Genomic DNA, 20,945 nt, shown 5'->3' on the forward strand with positions numbered 1-20,945 from the left:
CTTAATTGGAAATCATCAAAAAAAATTATCGAATCGCTTTTTTAGTACTGTTTCTGATCTGTATCCAATGCATGACGCACGGTTTAGTTGGTGAAGCCACTAGCACTTTTTCATTAAGCCCATTTCAGAAGAAAGACCACATTATTCATGGTGTAATTAAGGCCAATAGTACAGCAAATCTTCAAGTGAATCATCGTCTCATCGCAATTAAAAGTGATGCATCGGGAAAATTCAGTTATGAACTCAATCAACAAATTGGTGATCAGGAAATCGTTCTTTTCATTAAAGATTCAAAAGGTTTTGAACAAAATAGAATTCGGCAATATGCATCAGACTCAGAGAAATCAAGTAATGGAGTGATTCCTCCAACATACTTGGGAATTCAAAATAATCACTTCATATTACAAACTTGGGATCAAAATACTATTTTTGCTTCTTATGAAGATAAAAAATATTCAGGATCAGGTTTTTTACAGATTCCAAAAAATCAGTCGAATGAAATCAAATTTTTTAGCCAATCTAGCGGTGGACTGAATAGTAAAGTTATTGTACGTCAAGCTGCTCAAAGTACAAAAATTCAGCTATCATCATTTGAATTCTCAGGTTCTACTGTATCCGGCGTTGCCTGGCCATTTACGACAATGAAACTTTTGGATGGACAAGGAGGCGTTCGAGCTAGTGCTGATACAGATGCAGAAGGAGTATTTCAACTGAAAGTCCAGCTATCTGAAGAAGAGTTAAACGAGGAAACGTTATGGACCGTACAGGCTACATCTGGAGATCCTTTGTTTAATCAAAAGACGTTTCGCATCCCAGCATTTAATGCAAATGAATCAGTACCTAGCTATTTTTCTTATGACGTACTCAAAAACGAAATTGTGATTAAGACTTATTCGGATGCCGACGTCCGACTTGATCAAAATGAGTGTCCATCTGTACAAGATAAAGCCATTATTCGTTGTGGTGTTTCAATAACTAATGATCCGAGGCATGTACTGGACATTTATCGTGCAGGAAAACTGATTCGGTCTGAGATCGTAGAGACCATATTCAAAAATGATGAATTTCTATGGAACATAGATAAACCGCTCGCTTCTACAAATGCACGATTGAGTGGAAAAACTTTCGGGAAAAGAGAATTTCGCCTAATTGATGGAAATGGCTTGTCTATGGATTTTCTTTCAGATGAAGCAGGGCATTTTGATGTGACATTACCCATGACATATATATCTGGATATCAACTATACGTAAAAGGGATAGATGGTCGCTATCAGTTCATCAAATATATTCAAGTCTTGGATGATCGTAAGATTCCACAGCCAACATTTAAAATACGTGAGAAAGAATGGTTTATCTTCAATTCACTACGCGATGTTCAGTTGAAAGGAGAATTGTTGATTGAAAAAATAGACGGAACATTCATGATAAAATCTTTAGCATTTACAGGAAAGGATGGAGTAACGTCGAGTTCCTATACATCAGTGAAGGGAATGCAGGACGGTGATCGTTATACGTTGAGACTTTTCCGAGAAATCAATGATCCTTATCCACTTGTTCTCAAAGGGATATTTCGGGGATTAAAACGTCCTGTCGTCGATTACATGCAAAGTGACGCGTTGACACTTGTAGGGGAAACAACTCCAAATGCAAAAGTATCATTATCAATCCCTGTTTTCTATTTATCTAATCTGCATACAGGTCTTTCGAATGTAACAGTTCGTGCAGATAAGAAAGGGATATTCAGAGCTACATTAAAAAACAAGCATATCGAAAGAATTGATTACACAGGAGAAACACTCGAAGCTTTTTTGACGAGTCAAGACAAAAATGATCAGGACTATTTTGGTATTCAGTTGAAAGATACAACACCACCTCATGTGACTCTTAGCTCACCTATTCTTGCAGATTATGATACACGACTTTATTTAACAACTGACGATCGATTGACTAAACTTGAAATTCAGTACTATACAAAGAATGAGTTAATGGCACAAAAGGTGATCAGTCCAGTAAAATCTTTAAATGTGCCATATGATAAAAAAGGACGTATCAGTTACCAGTCAGCTCAAATTACAGCAATCAAAGTTCGGGTGACAAATCGAAATCAGCAAACGTCAGGATGGATAACCTTTAAAGTACAGAATACGGAGTTTGCAACAATACAGCATAAAAAAATATACGTAGGTGATCGCTCGATTCAAGGGAAAAGTTCTACCCGCGATGCTATTCAATGGATTGTCAACGAGATAACGTATGTAGTAAAACCAGCAGCCGACGGTTCGTTCCAAATTAAATTAAAAACACCAATTAAAAAAGGAACGAGCAAGATTAAGTTTATTACGAAGAATGAAATAGGAGATACGCAGAAAACGAATGTTGAAGTCTTGAAAAGATAGTGAAAACAATTTGGGTGTTTAAAGAAAATTAGGTTAGCAGGAGCCTATAAAGTAAGGGAAACTTGTGGATACTAAAAAAGAACAAGTCGTTGTCGGACCGTTTTACGGGAGTGGTGCAAGCATCACGCCAGAACTCATTGGATCTACGGATGGTAAACAGGTTCGGACACTTTTGCAACCTGATAAAAGCTATTCGGCTGGAAATGTGACAATCAAAAATAAAAAGTTGTATCTAGGGACGGCAAGCATCGTCCATGACACATATCGATACGAAAAAAATAAATGGAAGCATCGGGTGGGCACAGGGCAAGATGATCGTGATTTAGCTGGTCCTGTTACAAAATGGTTGAAGCTATCACAAACGAAAGGGAAAGCCCGGTTTACCACTTCCTGAAACGTGAAGTTAAGAGTAGGAGATGCTTTTTCGATTGTCCGGGCGGACCGAACGGATACCAGTCCGTTTAGTTACCGGACGTTGCAATCAGGTTCTTCAAAGATGAAATATCTGTATCCTTCCGTATTCAAAGCTGTTAAAAAAGGAAAAGAAAAATGGACGTTTGACGAGCATACTTACGATCTTTACACGACATTGTCGTATTCCATTAATTAAACACAAAGTGCCTAAGGCTTTTGGAATTCAACTAAAATGTATTATTCATGTATGTTTTCAAAAGAACAAGGGTAACTGTAACTGTTAGCTAGAAAGCAAAAACTGACATTTACGGAGGCGGGGAAAATGAAGAAATTGGACGGATTTCCAACATCGTACTGGCGCACTTCGATTGAAGCATCGAATTATCCGAAACTGGAAACAAACCTGACGAGTGACGTTGTCGTCATCGGGGCCGGAATCGCCGGGCTCGTTACGGCGGTTCAACTGATTGAACGGGGTTATGACGTGACATTGATCGAGGCTGACCGGATTGCAAGCGGAACGACCGGTTATACGACAGCGAAGGTTTCGTCGCAGCATGGCTTAATTTACGACGAACTGATCCAGACGTTCGGCGAGGAAAAAGCACGGCTCTATCACGAAGCGAATGAAGAGGCGATTCGATTCCTGCGGGATCAGACGACACGCCTTGCAATCGACTGTGAACTTGAGGAACAGGATGCGTACTTGTACGTTGCGTCGAGTGGAGCGAAACACAAGCAACTGATCAAAGAAGCAGATGCCTACAGCCGGCTGGGAATCAACGGCGGCGACGCGACGGATGAGGTCAAAGGGAAGTTACCGTATCCGGTCGAACAAGCCCTTGTCATCCGCAATCAAGCTCAGTTTCATCCCGTCAAATACTTACTTGGTCTCGCGGAGTACTTTACGCAACACGGCGGGAAGCTGTACGAACAGACGCGGGCGACGTCTGTCGAATCAAAACGGACACCAACCGTGTTGCTTGAATCCGGTCACCAGATCGAGGCGAAAAAAGTCATCGTCGCGACTCACTTTCCGTTTAACGATTTTAAAGGACTCTATTTCTCGAAACTCGAAGTCCATCGCTCTTACATCGTTTCGGGACGTGTTCTGGAAGAGTTCCCAGACGGTATGTTCATGAGTGCCGACAAACCGAGCCGATCGCTCCGGCATACGCAGACGGCTGACGGGACGCGGCTTGGACTATTCGGTGGAGAGAACCATCTGTCCGGTCATCAGACGGATACGAAAGCGAACTATCAAGCGTTGGCGCATTTCGCCGAGAGTGAGTTTGATGTTCCGCAGATTGATCAGTTCTGGTCGGCGCAGGATCTGATTTCACTGGATAAAGTACCGTACATCGGTCAAATGACGAGTGACGATCCGAACATTCTAGTCGCGACCGGATTTGCCAAGTGGGGGATGACGAACGGGATTGCGGCCGGGCTACTTTTATCCGATTTATTGACCGGAACGCCGAACCGCTTCCGCGGATTGTTTGACCCGAACCGGTCGAAACTGCATAAACAGGATGCGAAACAATTTGCGAAGAACAATGCGGATGTCGCAATCGAGTTACTGAAGGGTAAAGTGACCCGCGCCAGTCAATCAGCAGACGACCTCGGAATCGATGAAGGGGGACTCGTCCGTCATTCTGGGAAAACGGTCGGGGGATATCGCGATCCAGCCGGTGAACTCCATCTCGTCAAGACGACGTGTACGCATATGGGGTGCGACGTCAAATGGAACAACGGAGAACGGTCATGGGATTGTCTGTGTCACGGCTCGCGTTTCGATTACGAGGGGAATGTGCTCGAAGGTCCGGCTGTGAAGCCGTTGAAGAAGCTAAAATGATGCAGTGATCGTCTCTGATCTCGAGAGGCGATTTTTTTGTGGAATAATTCTCTTGAAACTCTCGTTTGTTGGATACTCAATAGTTTTACGAACAGATGACCGTAAATATTTTTACTGATATCAGAATTTAATACTGTATTCTTTTTTCGATGTGCTATAATTACCTGGTATTAAAAATATTCAAGCGTTTAACTATATCGGTCGGGTCGATCTTCATGTGGATGTTACGAATTCACCGTCACGGACGCCGTTTACAGGTTTTATATCAAGTTCATTTCATAGTAGCGTCGTGAACGCTGTACGAATTCGAGGAGGAAGCAACACATGAGTAAAGAAAAAATCGCCCAGCTTCGCAAACACGTTTCGCCTTTTGAGAAGGCAGACGTCAAATCCAGTGTCCGGCAGATGATCAACACGATCTTGCCGTTTCTCGTCGCCTGGTTCCTGGCTTATCAAGCCTTGCAGATTTCCGTTTGGCTCGCTGTCCCGCTTGCGATCGTCGCAGCCGGTTTCGTCGTTCGGATGTTCATCATCTTCCATGACTGTACACACGGGTCATTCTTTAAAAACAAAAAAGCTAACGCCATCGTCGGAACAATCACAGGCATCCTGACCTTGTTCCCGTATGAGAAGTGGAAACGTGAGCACTCGATCCACCATGCCTCAAGCGGCAACTTGGACAAACGTGGTGTCGGTGACATCTGGGTCATGACGATTGAAGAATATGTCGAAGCGTCAAAATGGACACGTCTGAAGTACCGTCTGTACCGGAATCCGCTCGTCATGTTTGGTCTTGGACCACTCTTGTTGATTTTGGTCGTCAGCCGCTTCAACCGGAAAGATGCCCGCAAGAAGGAACGGATGAATACGCATGTCATCAATGCGTCGTTGATCGTCCTGTACGGCATCATGATTTATTTCATCGGTTGGCAGGCATTCCTGATCATTCAAGGAACGACGATGTTCACGGCAGGCGTCCTCGGAATTTGGTTGTTCTACGTCCAGCATACGTTTGAGGACTCGTACTTCGAGGATGAGAGCGAATGGGATTACGTCAAAGCTGCGATCGAAGGCAGCTCGTATTACGAATTGCCGAAAGTCTTGCAGTGGGTGACGGGAAACATCGGTTTCCACCACGTGCACCACTTAAGTCCGCGTGTTCCGAATTACAATTTAGAAAAAGCGCATACGGCGACACCACCGCTTCAAAAAGCAACGACGATCGGCTTGTTCTCGAGTCTGAAGTCGCTTCGCTACAAGCTGTATGATGCTAAAAATAAAACGTTTGTGACGTTCGGCGAAATCAAGCATTTGCTGCGTGAACCGAAAACGTCCGTCTCTTAAGCACACAGACCTTACTTCTATTCCTGGAAGTAAGGTCTTTTTTGATACCGGCTACGACTTTTGCCGTATGTTTCGTTGAATGATCCATGGTACGATGGCAAGTATTGAAGGAGGGATGATGATGCGTCGTCTACCCATTGCTTACGTCATAGCAGGAGCCATCTTACTTTTACTGTTCGCCTTCAGTTCGATGCGTTATGAGCAACAATCGCTGATTCCGTTTCTGACGAATCATATCCCACTCGGGTGGGTCTATGCCTTTTCGTTCGTCTCGTTTCATTATGAAGTTCCGATCAGTGTCGCGGCGCTAGGTCCAGCGGCGTTCCTTGAGTTCTTCATCCGGAAAGGGATGCATGCCGGCCTGTTCTTCATTCTTGGGACGAGCCTGGCCCATGTCTTACGCATGCGTGGTTATCGTCCTGTGCCAGCCGCTTTTTTTGCCACGACGACGGCTATCACGGTCGGTGTCTTGGATGAATTTCATCAACAACTGACCGGCGGACGGACACCACTGGTCGGAGATGTCATCATTGATGGAAGTGGAGCCGTCTTCGGCATCTTGCTGTATACCGGAATCCGCTTGTTCCTCAAAGCGGATCGCATCGTCAAATCAGAATATCAGCAATCGGGCTGAACACGAAAATACCCGGTCGTCTCAAGTGGATTGAGGCGACCGGGTATTTTGACGATCAAAAACGTTGAACCCATTCGATTTTGTATTGTGTCCGTCCAAATTGTTTACGGAGCATCGTATCGGCTTTTTTACGAGCTGCCGTATGATCACTTGCCTTGATGTTCAATCGATCTGTATCGACAACCTCGTCACGCTCGATTACTTGATACTGTACCGTGTATTCTTTATTAAACAATCCTAAAAACCCCAAGATGTTCACTCCCATATTCTTCATTCTAGTAGTTAGTATATGGCATTTCTAAAAGATTGGCAATTTAAATTAAAGACTTTTGTCGCACCTGTTACTAAAAGGGATATGGTTCGGATGAATCATAGACTTAATGTTTCAAATGTTACAAAGAACCGTGCTAATTCTATAACTTTTTCAGGAAAATTTGATTTTTGGTTAAATCTGTTTGAAGAAGAATAGGTCTTTAGGCATACTTAAATAGTTACTTGATTATAAACTAAAGATATATCTTTCAAGACACTTCATACCGTTTAACAACAATTCCCTTGGAATGATTATGGGATTACGGGTATGATAAGACATGAAACGATAGCGAGAACTCGATGAAATGGAGGTGAAAGAATGACCCATGAGACAGAACCGATTCCATTGCGTGTCGGCAAACGAGAACGGCTTTATTTCTGGTTGCTCCTGCTGAGCACACTCGTAACAGGATGTGGTCTGATCGTCGGAGTACTGGCGCTCGGAACGCTTGGTGTCGTCTTACTCGGACTGACCATCCTCCTCCTTGGAGCGATTTGGATTCGCCAATGGGTCCGGGTGATGACGATTCGGACGGAAGGTGTTTTTCTAAGCGAGACCCAACAACCACTCGTTTATGCGGAACTTCGTCGTGATGCAGAACGGATGGGATTTTGGAAAACACCAGAGATCCTGTTGACGCAGGACCCGAAGATGACACGACCACGGACGATTGGTTTGTTCCAAAAGTATATGCTGGTGTTGCCGGCGGATTATCCGTTAAATGAGACGACACGGTTTGAAATCCTGCGGGAACTGGTCCACTTAAAACAAAATCATGAAGAAAAGCGGTTACTGTTATTGCTTGGGAGCTGGATCCCATTCTTGCGCGCGGCTTACTTACGCGCTTGTGAAGAGACGGCTGATCGGTTTGCGCTCGCGCAACTGACTGAAGAGGAGCGAATTCCTGCCCTCGTCCGCTCGATTGTTGGTTCGGCGCTATGGCGCCGACTGGATGTCATGCACTACATAGAACAAAAACAACAAGCGCCGTCACTCGCGACGAGTATGAGTGAATTATTCCGTCATCAGCCATCCATTCACCGGCGCTTGGCAGTTGCCGGACTGAAGACGACGGCGCCCCGATTGGCGCGTGTGACAAGCGGTCTGCTCGTCAGTCTGAGTTGTCTGTTGCTTGCTGGTCTTGTCTTCACCGCGACGGAGCTTGAGATTCCAGAGTGGTCGGGCTGGACGGAATCAGTCGTGCAGCAAGATGATACGAAGCAAGATTTAGGTGAATCAAAACTGATGGCTGCGATTCAAAAAGGAACGCTCGACGAAATTAACGAGTTGATCCCGGAGAGTGACATGAAGGCCGTCGATGCGGACGGAGATACAGCCCTGCATTATCTCGGGTACCGGAAGTCGAGCGAAGGGCTCGCGGACGTCTTCAAAGACTTGCTGGCGGCCGGAAGTGACGTCGACGCTGTCAATGAGTTCGGAGAACGTCCGTTCATCACTGCCGTCTACAGCAACAACAAGGAACTTGTTGAGCTGTATTTAAAACGCGGCGAAGCGATCAACCAACGGGATGATGAGGAGTATACGCCGCTTCATCACGCGGTCGAAGGCGAAGGCAAGGAAACCGTCAAACTGTTGCTCGAGCGTGGGGCGAATCCGGCACTGAAGAATGCCGACGGCTACACACCGTTGATGATGGCAGAAGAGTATGAGCTTGAGGATATCATCGTCTTACTGAAACAAAATCAAACACAGACTTTATAAAAAAAGGACGATCTCCCTGAGTGGGAAATCGTCCTTTTGCTGATTAGTTGGCTTCGACTTTTGTATCGACGATACGACCTTCGATGTTGTAGTTGACTTCGCCAAGCGACTTCGTGAAGTCGCGGAGGTTTTCCCAGTCCGAGAGACCAAGATCCGTCACGCGGCCCGCTTTGTAAGCCACTTCAAACGGTGTCAGACCATCGCCGCCTTTTGCCGTGAAGGCATTCGTTGCAATGACGTATGTTTTCGCAGGATCGATCGTTTCAAACGTGCCGCCGTTGTTGACTTCCATTTTCGTGACACGGTTTCCTTTGGCGAGTTTACTGCTATATTCAAACTTCATGCCCGATACGTGGAGGAATCCGCCGTTTTCGATCGGTGCCACACCAACGCTGATTTCAAGCAGGTCCTTGATTTCCTGACCTGTCAATTTCACTGTCGCAAGCGTATTTCCGAACGGAAGCGTCGTCAAGACTTCACCGACTGTAAGTGGTCCGGCATTGATGGCAGCCCGGATCCCGCCACCGTTTTGCATCGCGATGACCGTTTCAGCGTTATACTCTTTTGCTTTTTTGAGCATACCGTCCGTGATCAGGTTCCCGAGTGCCGTTTCGCTGTTTCGGACACTGACTTCGCCACGTGGGTTCCCGAGCTCGTTGACGATATTTGCGCCGACTTCTTCGTTTTTGAGTTCAGTGATTTGATCCGCATATGGCTTCAGGATTTCAGCAGCACGTGTATCTTCCGCAGCTTTTGCCACATCGATCAACGAACCGTTGTACTCCGTCAATTTCCCTTTGTAGTCAAATGTCAAATCCAGATTTCCGAGGAAATCACCATATTGATACGCTTGCGCGATGATTGTTGGTTCTGCTTTACCCGGTACGATCGTCTCGTCGACGACAACCGGTTTTTCCAGCTTGGTATGCGAGTGACCACCGACGATGACATCGATGCCGTCGACGTTACGTGCGAGCAACTGATCGTTGTCGACTGCTTCGTTATCGTCAAAACCAATGTGCGTCAAAGCGACGATCTTGTTGACACCACGGTCTTCGAGTTTTTTGACGGCAGCTTTTGCGCTAGTGATGTAGTTGGCAAAGGCAACTGTTCCCGGACTGGCGATATCCGCTGTTTCTTCTGTCGTCAAACCGAAGAAGCCGATTTTTTGACCTTTGTATTCCTTGATGATCCCTTGATAAATTTGACCTTTTTCAGGACCCGCTGTGATGGTTTTTTTCTGGAGACCGTTGAAGCTTTCATTTTTGCTGAAGTCCACGTTTGCCGTGATGAACGGGAATTTGGCTTTCGTGACGAAGTTTTTGAGTGCGCTGTTGTTCTCCGTCTCTCCGAGATCAAACTCATGGTTACCGAACGTCATCATGTCGTATTTCATATAGTTCATCAGTTCAAGGTCAGCTTGACCCAGGAACTTGTTGAAGTAAAGAGAGCCTGAGAAAACGTCCCCTGCATCGAGTAGGAGGGAAGGTTTGCCTTCCGCTCGGTACGCGGCACGAAGCTCTTTAATGACCGTTGCCCGTTTTGGTGCTTTATCGAGATTGGCGTGTGTATCGTTCGTGTGCATCAAGCCGATTGAGAAATCGTCTTTGTTGACGTCAAGCACGTTGATTTTTGCTTTAAGTGTGATTGTCTTACCGAGACGTGTGTAGCTGGCGACGGCATATTTCGTCCCGGCTTCGCTCGTATCGACTTTCGACCAGCGGACCGGTTTGTCATAGACACGGCCTGTCGCATAGAGGACGGCGAGTGTTTTTGGGAGTTCCGGTTTGTCACCGACATAAATCGTCTGTTCGCGAACGCTCTCGACGAATTTCACGGCATAGTTTTGGATGAAGATTTTGACTTCGATCGGCGATTTCTTCTTGCCATACGTTCCTTTGACCGTTTGATAACGGTTGAAGATATGACGATCATAACTTTTCCACGTAATTTTCTCGCCCTTGTATGTAGCAGGTAACTTGACCGGGGCACCTTTTGTGAAGACGAGTGACTTGAGTTTGACCGTTTTGACTTTGACATGCGTTGCTGCGGATACGGTAGTTTGCGCAACCGGCACGATTGCCGATGTCGTCAGGGCGACAGCAACGGCTGCCGCGTAAAGCGGTTTTGATTTGTACATACGTAGAAATCCTCCTTCAAAGTGGGTGTATGAAGACAAGGTCGAAATGCGATCGTTGACCTCTTCTTCTACTATAAGTCGTTCTAGGTATCTGGTGCGATAAAACTTTTGTAAACTTCGTAAATTCTTAGGTCGGACGACATTACAACCGAATGGAGACGTTTGTTTTAAAGGGTGTTCTTAGGAAATTTGAACTAAAACCAGAAAATGATAACGCTTTCATTATAATCTGTCCTGTTAAAAAAAGAAACGAAAATCTCGACTGCTTCGTCAAACATTTCCATTATTTGATAAGCAGACAGTAGTATTCAGGACAAGAGTTCGGTATGATGAAGAAACGAGGAAAACAGCGGAGGGAGGACGGAAAACACAATGAAAGAAACGGTTCAAGGGACTGTGATTTTAGTCATTTTATTTTTAATGAGCATTTTGTTGTTGTGGGGATTGGCCTCTCCGCCGACGACGATTGAATTTCCACTTCTATCCCATTCCAAGCCCGCTTTGATTGATGTCTTCCACATCATCGAAGCGGGTTTTTTAAGTGAATAGAAAGCTACAGTTTGGTGTCGGTTTGCCCAATACATTGACACGATTTTTAACGATGGCTAGAATTGATTAAGTGTATGGCATGTGATGCCTGCTTTTTAATATGAAACGAGTGACGTGAGAAGAAGGGGGGAGTAGAAAACGATGCAGGCCATTTGTCCTGCGCACGGGTCGATCGTTCGTTTGAAGAATCGCGAACGGAGTCCGTCTTTTTTCTTTTAGTGGATGCAACTGAACTAAAATACATGTACCTTTACAGATCGGAAGGAATTTATTATGTGGAAAGAAATGAAAAGTATCGTCCGCGAACAAGTGGAGAACTTCCCACTGATTCGTCGTTTGGCTCGTTATGAGATCAAATCGGCGCACGCGGAGCAACGGCTTGGTTTGTTATGGGAGCTGTTGAACCCCGGATTACAGATCTTTATTTATTGGTTCGTCTTTGGTGTCGGTCTGAAAGGAAACAAAAACGTCGACGGGGATATCCCGTTCATCGTCTGGTTATTATGTGGGATCGTCGTCTGGTTCTTCATCAATGATGCCCTGTTGCGTGGATCGAACTCGATCAACAGCCGCCTCGCGATGGTGACGAAGATGCGTTTCCCGATGAGTGCGATTCCGTCTTATGTCATTTTGTCACGAATGTATCAGCATTTCGCGATGCTCGTGATCGTCTTCATCGTTATCATTCTGAACGGAATTCCGATTACGTGGAAACTGCTTCAACTCCCTTACTATATGGCAGCGACGTATATCTTCGTCTATGCCTTCTCACTCTGCTTCTCGACATTGATTACGCTCGTGAAGGATATCCAATTGTTCCTCCAATCGATGATGCGGATGTTGTTTTATTTGACGCCGATCCTCTGGAACATCGAACGTTTCCCGGACGTCTTACACGGGGTGCTTCGTCTGAACCCTGTCTTCTATCTCGTAGAAGGTTATCGCGCGAGCTTACTCGGCGGCGCCTGGGTCTGGCAGGAATGGCCGACCGGACTCTATTTCTGGAGTGTGACGCTGCTCTTGTTCACAGCCGGGACATTCTTGCACATCAAGTTCCGTAAATCATTCACCGAGCTCGTTTAAGGAAGGAAATCGCCATGTCTATGATAAAGCTCGACCATGTCACGAAACGGTTTGATATGGTTACGACTACAAAAGAAAAATTCAAATTGTTATTTAAGAACCAAAGCAAAAACGTCAAGACGTTCACGGCGCTCCGCGATGTTTCAATCGACATCGGTTCCGGAGAAGTCGTCGGTCTCGTCGGCATCAACGGCTCCGGTAAATCGACGTTATCGAACTTGATTTCCGGCATCATCTACGCCAATGAAGGGGACGTCGCGATCAACGGAGAAGTTGCGATCATCGCTGTCTCGCAAGGCTTAAAAAACGTCCTGACGGGACGCGAAAACATCCACTTGAAATGTTTAATGCTCGGGATGGATGACGCGGAAATCGAACGCCGGATGCCCGGCATCATCGACTTCGCCGATATCGGAGATTTCATCGATCAACCGATCAAAAAGTATTCGAGCGGGATGAAGTCGCGGCTTGGTTTTGCGATTGCCGTCAATGTCGACGCCGATATCCTGATCGTCGATGAAGCCTTATCCGTCGGGGACCAGACGTTTTATAACCGCTGTATCGACAAGATGAACGAGTTCAAGAACGAAGGCAAGACGATCATCTTCGTCAGTCACTCCTTGACGCAGATCCGCAGTTTCTGTGAACGCGTCATCTGGCTCGAGTACGGACAAGTCAAGCTCGACGGAACGACAAAAGAAGTCGTGCCGGAGTACAAGAAGTTCCTGACTGATTATAAAAAGCTGACGAAAGAAGAGCAGCACCAGTACCGGAAAGATCGGTTGAAGGAACAAGCGCAACAGGCCAAACCGGGGAAACAAAACGTGGATGCGGAAGATACCGTCAAACATCCCGGTTGGATCTTATCCGGAATCAGCCTTCTTGCCGTCGCGGCAGGTGCCTTGATGGTCATCGATGAGACGCCGTCCTTCTCGACCTTTGCGGAAGCACTCTCCAACCTATTTTGATTGCAGACCATGGACATTCTTGTTCATGGTCTTTTTTTTGGCGAAAACAGGGAATAGACGAGAGAAAAAAGAAATAAGTACAGAGTAGAAGTAAGTAGAGGAGCGGAGGGCGATCATGAAAAAAATCAGAAAAGCCATTATCCCGGCAGCGGGACTCGGGACACGTTTCTTGCCGGCGACAAAAGCGATGCCGAAAGAAATGTTGCCGATTCTGACGAAGCCGACGATTCAATACATCGTCGAGGAAGCGGTCGCAGCGGGCATCGAACAGATCATCATCGTCTCCGGACGAAACAAACGGGCGATTGAAGACCACTTTGATCACGCACCGGAGCTTGAGAACATCCTCCGGCAAAAAGGGAAGCTCGACTTGTTAAAAGAAGTCGATGCATCGACGACGATGGCCGAGATTCATTACATCCGGCAAAAGGAACCAAAGGGACTCGGACACGCGATTTGGAGTGCCCGTCATTTCATCGGCGATGAACCGTTTGCGGTGTTGCTCGGTGACGATATCATCGTCTCGGAACAACCGGGACTGAAGCAATTGATTGATCAGTATGAGGAACTGGAGTCCTCAATCGTCGGCGTTCGTCATGTGCCGACCAGTGATACGGACCGTTACGGCATCATTGACCCGCTGAAACAAGAAGGTCGTCGTTATCACGTCCGGCAGTTCGTCGAGAAACCGGTGCAAGGTACGGCACCATCAAACATGGCAATCATCGGACGGTATATCCTGACGCCGGCGATCTTTGCGTTCCTTGCCAAGCAAGAGGTTGGGTCAGGCGGCGAGATTCAGCTGACGGATGCGATTGAACGGTTAAATGGACAGGAAGATGTCTATGGTTATGAAATCGACGGTGACCGGTTTGATGTCGGGGAGAAGATGGGGTATGTCGAGACGACGCTTGCTTTTGCCTTAAAGGACGGGGAGATTCAAGCCGATGTCAAAGCCTTGCTTCGCCGGCACGTCGAAAGCTGGACCGATTAAACAACAAAAGCAAAGCCCACGGGTGAGCTTTGCCTTGATCAGGTCTGCTTCTTATTCATGTACGTTTTGACGCGTGGTGCCGTATACGTGCGGAAACGTTCGAGCAACCGTTCCGGATCAGACTCGACGAGGAGCATCGCGGCGTGTTCCGGTATCAGGAAACCTTGTGTCTCCATCTGCTGGAACAACGTGACGAGTGGATCATAGTAGCCGTCAATGTTTAAGATGCCGCACGGTTTTTCATGTAAGCCAAGCTGTGCCCACGTGAAGACTTCAAAAAATTCTTCCATCGTCCCCGGACCACCCGGTAAGATGATGAATCCGTCTGCCAGTTCAGCCATCTTCGCTTTGCGATCGTGCATCGATTCGACGAGATGAAGCTCTGTCAGATTCGGATGGGCAATTTCTTTTTCCTGTAAGAAGTGCGGCAGGACACCGATAGCTTGTCCATTGGCTGCAAGGACCGCGTCAGCAACAGCACCCATCGTTCCGACGCGTGATCCGCCATAGACGAGCCCGAGGTCATGACGTGCCAACGCGGTACCAAGCGTTGCTGCTGCCTGACGGAAAATCGGTGTTGCTCCATCTTTTGAACCACAAAACACTGCAAGTTTTTTCATCCATAGGTCCCCCTTGTTAAAATCGTCTTCTGTCAACATATCATATCAGGTCGTTTCGAATAAGAGGGAACATGTATCGTTATCATGAAAAATAACAGACTGGACTACGTCAAACTGAAGGAGAACAAGATGAAACCGAAAACCATCGTATGGCTCGTATTGCTGATTGCAGCAATCAATCTTGCAATCGGAATTTGGGTGCCGGAATCGCCGACGCGAACGACAATCAGCAGTGTGTTGCTTGGACTAGTCGTCTTACTCGGAATCGGTTATTTTATTGCCCTGCGTCATTCATCGAAATAAACACAAAGCCGTTTCGTTTGCTTCAGGCAGACGAGACGGCTTTGTTTATGTGTGATCAAAATCATTTGAGAATGAAGGAATATTCTAAAAAATCTATTTTTATACACGATTTCGACATAAAGACGGATAAAATGTAAAAATTACGCATCTTTCGGGACATATGACCCAAGTCTAAAGTAACGGTAAGTGTAAATAATGTGCAAATTACACCAAATATTCGTATTCGAATATCCAAGGGGGGTCTAAGGATATATGATGTTGTTACAAAGCTAGTCAAAAATATTAGGAGGTTGTTAATTGTGAACTTCAAAAAGAAATTAGGACTAATTGCTGGAGCACTCGCTTTAACTGCATCACTTGGATTCAGTGGCATTGAGTCTTTCAATACAGTAGATACAGCACGAAACGATCTTCCGATGGAATACTCGGTAAAACGTGACGTAGCACGCAACGATCTTCCGATGGAATACTCGGTAAAACGTGACGTAGCACGCAATGATCTTCCGATGGAATACTCAGTAAAACGTGACGTAGCACGCAATGATCTTCCGATGGAATACTCAGTAAAACGTGACGTAGCACGCAACGATCTCCCAATGGAATACTCGGTAAAACCATTAGTGTAATTAAGTTTTTAAGAGCGTTGTAAGGTAATGGCTTTTCTTTTCGAGCATGATTTGCTTATATTCTGTCATGTTGAGTAAATCAAAAAGTAAATATGCTTTTTGATAAACTTCGCTTGTACTCTTCAAGCTAGAATTCGTCAATTCTAGACAAGCACCTTTTTGAAACAAAAGTTGCCCGAGTAAAGACATATCTTTGAATTTTATACTTTTTTCAATACCATCGTTCACATAATTTAATGCGGTTTCTGGCTTTTTCAATTCAATCAATATTTTTGAAAAGTTGTATTGAATCCGGATTTTATTTAATACCATCTCATCGTTATCAAAATTCAGTCTCAGTATCTCTTCATATACTCTTAAACTGTGTTTATAGCTTTTATTTTCATAATAAATATTTGCAATCGCTGCTTTTATTCTTACGATCATATCTGGTGAATAGTAAATAGTAGAATATTTGTCTGAAAGATTTTGAAGTTCAATGATGCATGTTCTGAAATCAGTTTTGTTTAATCGATAAGCGCATAAATGAAAGTAATATTTATAAAGTAAACTCAATTCAATATTATTATTCGCATACTCAATCAAAGCTTTAGTCTCAGTGAAAATAGCATTAAAGTCTTTGTTTCTAAATCTGGTTAAAAGTGAATCATCTATCAGTCTCATGGAGCTTTGTTGCTCTGTATGATCTAGAAAAACGGTTATCGGAACTTGTAGTCTTCGAGACAACGCAAAAAGTAAATCGACCGTCGGAGAATGTGTCCCGCTTTCAATTTTACTGATTTCCGCTTGGCTGCAAATCCCATTTGCCAAATCCTTCTGGGTCAGATTATGTTTCTTACGGAGACGGCGAAGGGCGAGACCAATTTGCGGTGTCGTGAATTGATCCATCGGGTTCTGTCCTTTCTGTCCAGTGGATTTGAGAAAATGATTCCCTTTTCATTATAGAAGGGAATTTGATGAGACACCAATCTTTTACTTCTAAAGTTCGTCAACGTGTTGTCTGGCATTTCAAACGAAAAGAAAGGGGTAACTCCTATGAATCTCACCTTTAAAGAATCGCGCCGAACCATGACTTCTTCGGGCTGGTGCTTAAATGCTGCTCACGTCTCGGTCGCACCCTTGGCAAGTCGGGAAATGGACCGGATCAAACCACCGGCGAAACGCGAATTAAAAACTTCATAACGACGTCTCTCGACGTGGCTTCATTCCGTCACCGGTCTGAAGCCTTTTTTATCATCATCAACTGAAAGGAGTGGGCATATGATTGGATTAACGATTCTTTCCGAAAGCCAAGGTTGGTTGCATCAACTTGATCCGACCCCTGAGCTCATCACGTTTTGTGAACAGCATCGTTTTTCGATGGATCGTTATGATTACGATCAGCATACGTTTTTGGATTTACTCGATTATATGGAGTTTCAAGAATTCGAACACTATTTATTTATCTTGCGCGGACCGGGTGAACGGACGTTGCGACTCGTCGCGTATTTACAACAACGGATGTTACATGTCCAGTTCCACTTGATGAATGAACGGGGCGACGTGTTGTTTGGGGACCCGTATTTCTTGAACGGATGGCAGGTACCGCTTGAAACGTCCTACGTTTCTGAGCAACCGATTGCCTTACAAGATGCCTTGATGTCGTTGTTCACAGGTGTCTATCCGGATGCGGCGTCGCGTCATCCGCAACCGTTACGTCATGTCTATGTCGAGGAGACGGCACTACTTGATTCGATTGAGCCGTCCTTGTTTGATCAGATGACGATCAACAGCTTATTGTACATCGATCAGTCGACCCGCCACGATTTGCCGGTGATTGAACTGATGAGTCGGACACCGGTCTTGCTGGCGTTCTCCGATACGCTGTCGTTTGACATCAAGGAACGACTGGCGGCGTTTGATCGCCAGGCGTTACAGCTGGCGTTTCAGCAGTGGCATGACACAGGGATCATTTCGAACGAGGAACACCGTGCCGGGATCATGGATTATGTGACGCTTGCCGGACTGACCGTGTCACATCGTTTGTTTATCTGTAATTCTGGAATTTTCGCGGATTACGGGCAACGTCTCCAACTTAGTGACACGTTTGCCGTCAATGTTTGTCAGTTGCGCGAACGGCAACGGCAACAGCTCGAGGCGTTTGCACCAGTTGCGCAACTGACGCTTTATCCGCTCTTGTTCCAATTGGCATCCGCTTTTAAAGGAACAAGCCGCTTCGTGACGCCGTACAGTGATCTTGAATTGTTCCGAACGGACGGGAAGATTGGTCCCCTGTCGATGGTCGGTATACAAAATACAGAAGGTTGTTTTGCGTTTGAACTGACGACGAACCAACTGTTTGAGACGGATGAAATTTTTCTTGCGATCCTCGAAGCCGATCAAAAAGAACGGTTCGATATCTTGCCGGAACGGCTAGGGGCAGACTATGAAGCGGCCATTCAGACGTATAAGGAGTTGATTTATCATGGATGAGCGACCGTTGTTTGGTCCATTCTCAAGAAAAGGGAGCTACTCCCGTGTTGAGGTCCTCGACAACTTGTTTGCCGATGACCGCTTCGTCGCCTTGTATCAAGAAAATTCGGCTTTACCGGAAATCGATGAATTGATGTTATACCGCCGTTATCTTCGAAAAGAAGACCGTGTCCTTTTATACGGAACGTTTTCTCCGGATCTGTTTAATCGGTTATGCCAAGAAGGCTATGACCTGTATTTGGTCGAACCGGAGCTGAACCGGATCACGGGCATCTCGTCTTGTTACATGGACCGTGTCTATGGGTTGAGTAATGAACTGGTCGATGTGATGGGCAGCGGGGCATTTAATAAAATCATATTACCGGGGACGACGATTGCACGGTACTCACGAGGGGAATTGTTGTTGTTTTTCCGGAACGTCCGACAGTTACTGACGCCGGCAGGGCAATTGCTCGTCAACATCCATAATGCGACCTATTTAAAAACGCACGTTCAACCGATTGCCTCACGACGAATTCAAGATTGTACGTTATTTTACGGACAAAAAGTCGACCGGAATCGACTGATCTTTAATTTGTATTTGAAATCGGATGAGGAAGAAAAGGTCAGTTATGCGATTGAACATCTGTATGAGCCGGACACGTTGTTTGAATTTGCAAAATTGTCCCGCTACACGGGGCGGACGTTATATGCGGGGAAGACTGTCAGTATTCTCGAACTCGATAAAATAGGTTGATACAAAAAAATCCTGCATCCACTGGACGCGGGATTTTTTGATAGAGTAAAAATAAAACTTCCAATTAAATAGTATATTTCCTATACTAGTTTCAATAGGTCTAAAGGTGGGGTAATAAAAAGAGCAGTCCCTAATCATCAAGAAAATCGGAGGATAGGTAAACGTTATGGATGAAAAAACGACACAAGCACGGCAAGCCAGTTGTTTATCCTTTATCACGACGTTATTTCCAGAGGAAACCTTTCAGTTCGTTGAACAGCAGACACTTCCGGACGCTTTTGGACATACCGGAACGCATATTACGTTCAAATCCGCCTTACGTGAGTTGAAACTCAGCTTTGTCAGCCAAGCACACAGTCGTTTTGAACGGGTCTTTTTAGCTGAAAAAACAGCATCTTCCCCGTTTTTCAGCCGGATGATGGAAGCGACATATGAAGAGGGGCAGTTATACATTCATCATGTTTTGAAGTCCGATTAACGCACAAAAAACACGATGAGACGTGTACAGGAAACATCCTGTCCGCTTCTCATCGTGTTTTTTTTAGATCTCAATTGACTGTAACCCTTGCTGTAATGCTTGATTGACCGATGTCGCCATATGATCCCGCACCTCTTGTGTGAGCAAGCGACCGTTAAAATATACTTCGTTCGACAGTGTCAAGTGGACAAGGATGTCTTCTAAGACAGGCTTGAAATCGAGCGGCCGGGTCGGTTCGAGCGACTGATCGATAAACTCCTGTAACGAAGGATGCTGGACATACTTTGGATCAATGAGATCAATCACCGTCGTATTCAAGGCCATGGCCAAACGTTCCAATACCTGTGGCGTGGGCACTCGTTGTCCCCGTTCATAGGCCGAGATGGAAGTGACGGTCTCTCCACACCGTTCTGCCAAATGTTTTTGGGTATACCGGTGTTGTTTTCGTAGTTGCATGATTTTTTTTCCGAGAGCACGATTCACAGTACTCAACTCCTATTCTTACATCCATACATTATAGTACTAAATAACCATTTTCATTATATCGCAAACCTTAGAAATGTAAAAAAAAGTTTTACATAAAAAATAATTGCATGATTATGTATGTAATGGATTTAAAATTCAGACGAATGTCATAATTTTGTCTATTTCAGGAATGACAGGAAAGGAGAACATGCTATTCTAGTGAAAGAAATAGTAATGGAGGTTCAGTATGTGATGAAAAAAATTCCTTGGTCGGGTTATGTGACGTTACTCGTCTTGATTATTTTGTTTATAGCAAGTTCGATGCCGTATGAAGAACAGTCACTCAAACCGGGATTATCCCGTTATTTTAATCTGGATTTTGTGGAGCAGTTACGATTTATTTCGTTTGACTACAATGGGGAAGTCAGTGTGGCGGCGCTTGGAGCGTCTGGTTTTGTTGAGTTTTTCATTCGTAAGGCGGCACATGTCTCGATTTTTATCGTCCTCGGTATCGCGTTAATTGATTTAACGATTCGTTTGATGCGTCCTGTCCCGTTGGCTGCTCTATTCGCCTATACGTTAGCGGTTACGATTGCCGTATTTGACGAATTCCATCAGATTTTGACCGGTGGACGGACCGGATTGATCCACGATGTGTTGCTCGATGGAACGGGGGCATTAATCGGGATTCTCTTATATCTGTTAATTTGGAAAAAACGACCAAACCATCAACCGATTCGTTCTACGTAAGTCTTCGGTCCTAGTTTTTTCTGACGGGAGCAGGTTTTGTTTGATTGAGGTCGAATCCTTAAGGCTAACACCATTAACCAAAA

The 20,945-nt window shown here is 45.3% G+C and carries 23 protein-coding genes; 18 read left to right on the top strand and 5 right to left on the bottom strand.

Annotated features, from left to right (window positions below):
- Positions 1-5 precede the first annotated feature (5 nt).
- The 6 genes from KNP87_RS11555 (at position 6) to KNP87_RS11580 (ending at position 6,643) form a co-directional block, all read left to right on the top strand.
- The gene (locus KNP87_RS11555) at positions 6-2,396 is read left to right on the top strand and encodes a hypothetical protein (RefSeq protein WP_214721756.1); all 2,391 of its coding nucleotides are present in this window, start codon (positions 6-8) and stop codon (positions 2,394-2,396) included.
- Between the two features lie 64 nt (positions 2,397-2,460).
- Positions 2,461-2,790 carry a hypothetical protein gene (locus tag KNP87_RS11560; protein WP_214721757.1) on the top strand — a complete coding sequence of 110 codons (330 nt, stop codon included), beginning with the start codon at positions 2,461-2,463 and terminating at the stop codon, positions 2,788-2,790.
- 3 nt (positions 2,791-2,793) lie between these two features.
- A complete protein-coding gene (locus KNP87_RS11565) occupies positions 2,794-3,006 on the top strand; it encodes a hypothetical protein (RefSeq protein ID WP_214721758.1) in 213 nt (70 codons plus the stop codon).
- Between the two features lie 126 nt (positions 3,007-3,132).
- On the top strand, positions 3,133-4,665 hold the full coding sequence (locus tag KNP87_RS11570; RefSeq protein WP_214721759.1) for an FAD-dependent oxidoreductase: 1,533 nt from the start codon (positions 3,133-3,135) through the stop codon (positions 4,663-4,665).
- Positions 4,666-4,989: 324 nt separating this feature from the next.
- Positions 4,990-6,009, top strand: coding sequence for a Delta(5) desaturase DesA (desA, locus tag KNP87_RS11575; protein ID WP_028105638.1), 1,020 nt, complete (start codon positions 4,990-4,992; stop codon positions 6,007-6,009).
- 121 nt (positions 6,010-6,130) lie between these two features.
- On the top strand, positions 6,131-6,643 hold the full coding sequence (locus tag KNP87_RS11580; RefSeq protein WP_214721760.1) for a VanZ family protein: 513 nt from the start codon (positions 6,131-6,133) through the stop codon (positions 6,641-6,643).
- Between the two features lie 55 nt (positions 6,644-6,698).
- Here KNP87_RS11580 and KNP87_RS11585 read toward each other — a convergent pair whose 3' ends face one another.
- Positions 6,699-6,917, bottom strand: coding sequence for a hypothetical protein (locus KNP87_RS11585; protein WP_214721761.1), 219 nt, complete (start codon positions 6,915-6,917; stop codon positions 6,699-6,701).
- Between the two features lie 15 nt (positions 6,918-6,932).
- On the opposite strand from KNP87_RS11585, the gene KNP87_RS11590 reads away from it, so the two are divergent.
- Both KNP87_RS11590 and KNP87_RS11595 read left to right on the top strand, forming a co-directional pair.
- Positions 6,933-7,112 carry a hypothetical protein gene (locus KNP87_RS11590; RefSeq protein ID WP_214721762.1) on the top strand — a complete coding sequence of 60 codons (180 nt, stop codon included), beginning with the start codon at positions 6,933-6,935 and terminating at the stop codon, positions 7,110-7,112.
- Between the two features lie 162 nt (positions 7,113-7,274).
- A complete protein-coding gene (locus tag KNP87_RS11595; RefSeq protein WP_214721763.1) occupies positions 7,275-8,678 on the top strand; it encodes an ankyrin repeat domain-containing protein in 1,404 nt (467 codons plus the stop codon).
- 43 nt (positions 8,679-8,721) lie between these two features.
- Here KNP87_RS11595 and KNP87_RS11600 read toward each other — a convergent pair whose 3' ends face one another.
- Positions 8,722-10,818 (bottom strand): 5'-nucleotidase C-terminal domain-containing protein, encoded by a 2,097-nt coding sequence (locus KNP87_RS11600; protein ID WP_214721764.1) that lies wholly within the window; start codon positions 10,816-10,818, stop codon positions 8,722-8,724.
- A gap of 372 nt (positions 10,819-11,190) precedes the next feature.
- Here KNP87_RS11600 and KNP87_RS11605 point away from each other — a divergent pair, with 372 nt between their 5' ends.
- The 4 genes from KNP87_RS11605 to galU all read left to right on the top strand — a co-directional run bounded on the left by KNP87_RS11605 (position 11,191) and on the right by galU (position 14,412).
- Complete coding sequence (locus tag KNP87_RS11605) at positions 11,191-11,367, top strand: hypothetical protein (RefSeq protein WP_214721765.1); 177 nt, start codon at positions 11,191-11,193, stop codon at positions 11,365-11,367.
- 273 nt (positions 11,368-11,640) lie between these two features.
- Positions 11,641-12,450 carry an ABC transporter permease gene (locus KNP87_RS11610; protein WP_026831997.1) on the top strand — a complete coding sequence of 270 codons (810 nt, stop codon included), beginning with the start codon at positions 11,641-11,643 and terminating at the stop codon, positions 12,448-12,450.
- A 14-nt stretch (positions 12,451-12,464) separates the two neighbouring features.
- Entirely contained in the window at positions 12,465-13,418 is a 954-nt protein-coding gene (locus tag KNP87_RS11615; RefSeq protein ID WP_035387567.1) for an ABC transporter ATP-binding protein, read from the top strand.
- 115 nt (positions 13,419-13,533) lie between these two features.
- Positions 13,534-14,412: a UTP--glucose-1-phosphate uridylyltransferase GalU gene (gene galU / locus KNP87_RS11620; RefSeq protein ID WP_214721766.1), complete on the top strand. Its 879-nt coding sequence runs from the start codon at positions 13,534-13,536 to the stop codon at positions 14,410-14,412.
- 38 nt (positions 14,413-14,450) lie between these two features.
- Here the strand turns inward: galU and KNP87_RS11625 are convergent, their stop codons facing one another.
- Positions 14,451-15,032, bottom strand: coding sequence for an LOG family protein (locus tag KNP87_RS11625; protein WP_214721767.1), 582 nt, complete (start codon positions 15,030-15,032; stop codon positions 14,451-14,453).
- 84 nt (positions 15,033-15,116) lie between these two features.
- Here KNP87_RS11625 and KNP87_RS11630 point away from each other — a divergent pair, with 84 nt between their 5' ends.
- The gene (locus KNP87_RS11630) at positions 15,117-15,335 is read left to right on the top strand and encodes a hypothetical protein (protein ID WP_035414035.1); all 219 of its coding nucleotides are present in this window, start codon (positions 15,117-15,119) and stop codon (positions 15,333-15,335) included.
- Positions 15,336-15,634: 299 nt separating this feature from the next.
- The gene (locus tag KNP87_RS11635) at positions 15,635-15,961 is read left to right on the top strand and encodes a hypothetical protein (protein ID WP_214721768.1); all 327 of its coding nucleotides are present in this window, start codon (positions 15,635-15,637) and stop codon (positions 15,959-15,961) included.
- Here KNP87_RS11635 and KNP87_RS11640 read toward each other — a convergent pair whose 3' ends face one another.
- Complete coding sequence (locus KNP87_RS11640; protein WP_214721769.1) at positions 15,962-16,849, bottom strand: helix-turn-helix domain-containing protein; 888 nt, start codon at positions 16,847-16,849, stop codon at positions 15,962-15,964.
- Positions 16,850-17,221: 372 nt separating this feature from the next.
- On the opposite strand from KNP87_RS11640, the gene KNP87_RS11645 reads away from it, so the two are divergent.
- The 3 genes from KNP87_RS11645 to KNP87_RS11655 all read left to right on the top strand — a co-directional run bounded on the left by KNP87_RS11645 (position 17,222) and on the right by KNP87_RS11655 (position 19,647).
- Entirely contained in the window at positions 17,222-18,433 is a 1,212-nt protein-coding gene (locus tag KNP87_RS11645; RefSeq protein WP_214721770.1) for a hypothetical protein, read from the top strand.
- Entirely contained in the window at positions 18,426-19,169 is a 744-nt protein-coding gene (locus KNP87_RS11650; protein WP_214721771.1) for a hypothetical protein, read from the top strand. Before KNP87_RS11645 ends, KNP87_RS11650 begins: the two co-directional genes overlap by 8 nt.
- Before the next feature lie 166 nt (positions 19,170-19,335).
- A complete protein-coding gene (locus KNP87_RS11655; RefSeq protein WP_214721772.1) occupies positions 19,336-19,647 on the top strand; it encodes a hypothetical protein in 312 nt (103 codons plus the stop codon).
- A 63-nt stretch (positions 19,648-19,710) separates the two neighbouring features.
- On the opposite strand, the gene KNP87_RS11660 is transcribed toward KNP87_RS11655, so the two are convergent.
- Complete coding sequence (locus KNP87_RS11660; protein WP_214721773.1) at positions 19,711-20,130, bottom strand: helix-turn-helix domain-containing protein; 420 nt, start codon at positions 20,128-20,130, stop codon at positions 19,711-19,713.
- Positions 20,131-20,364: 234 nt separating this feature from the next.
- Here KNP87_RS11660 and KNP87_RS11665 point away from each other — a divergent pair, with 234 nt between their 5' ends.
- Positions 20,365-20,862: a VanZ family protein gene (locus KNP87_RS11665; RefSeq protein WP_251135577.1), complete on the top strand. Its 498-nt coding sequence runs from the start codon at positions 20,365-20,367 to the stop codon at positions 20,860-20,862.
- Positions 20,863-20,945 lie beyond the last annotated feature (83 nt).

Origin of the sequence: Exiguobacterium sp. s192 (genome assembly GCF_018618795.1) — a bacterium.
Taxonomy (GTDB): domain Bacteria; phylum Bacillota; class Bacilli; order Exiguobacteriales; family Exiguobacteriaceae; genus Exiguobacterium_A; species Exiguobacterium_A undae.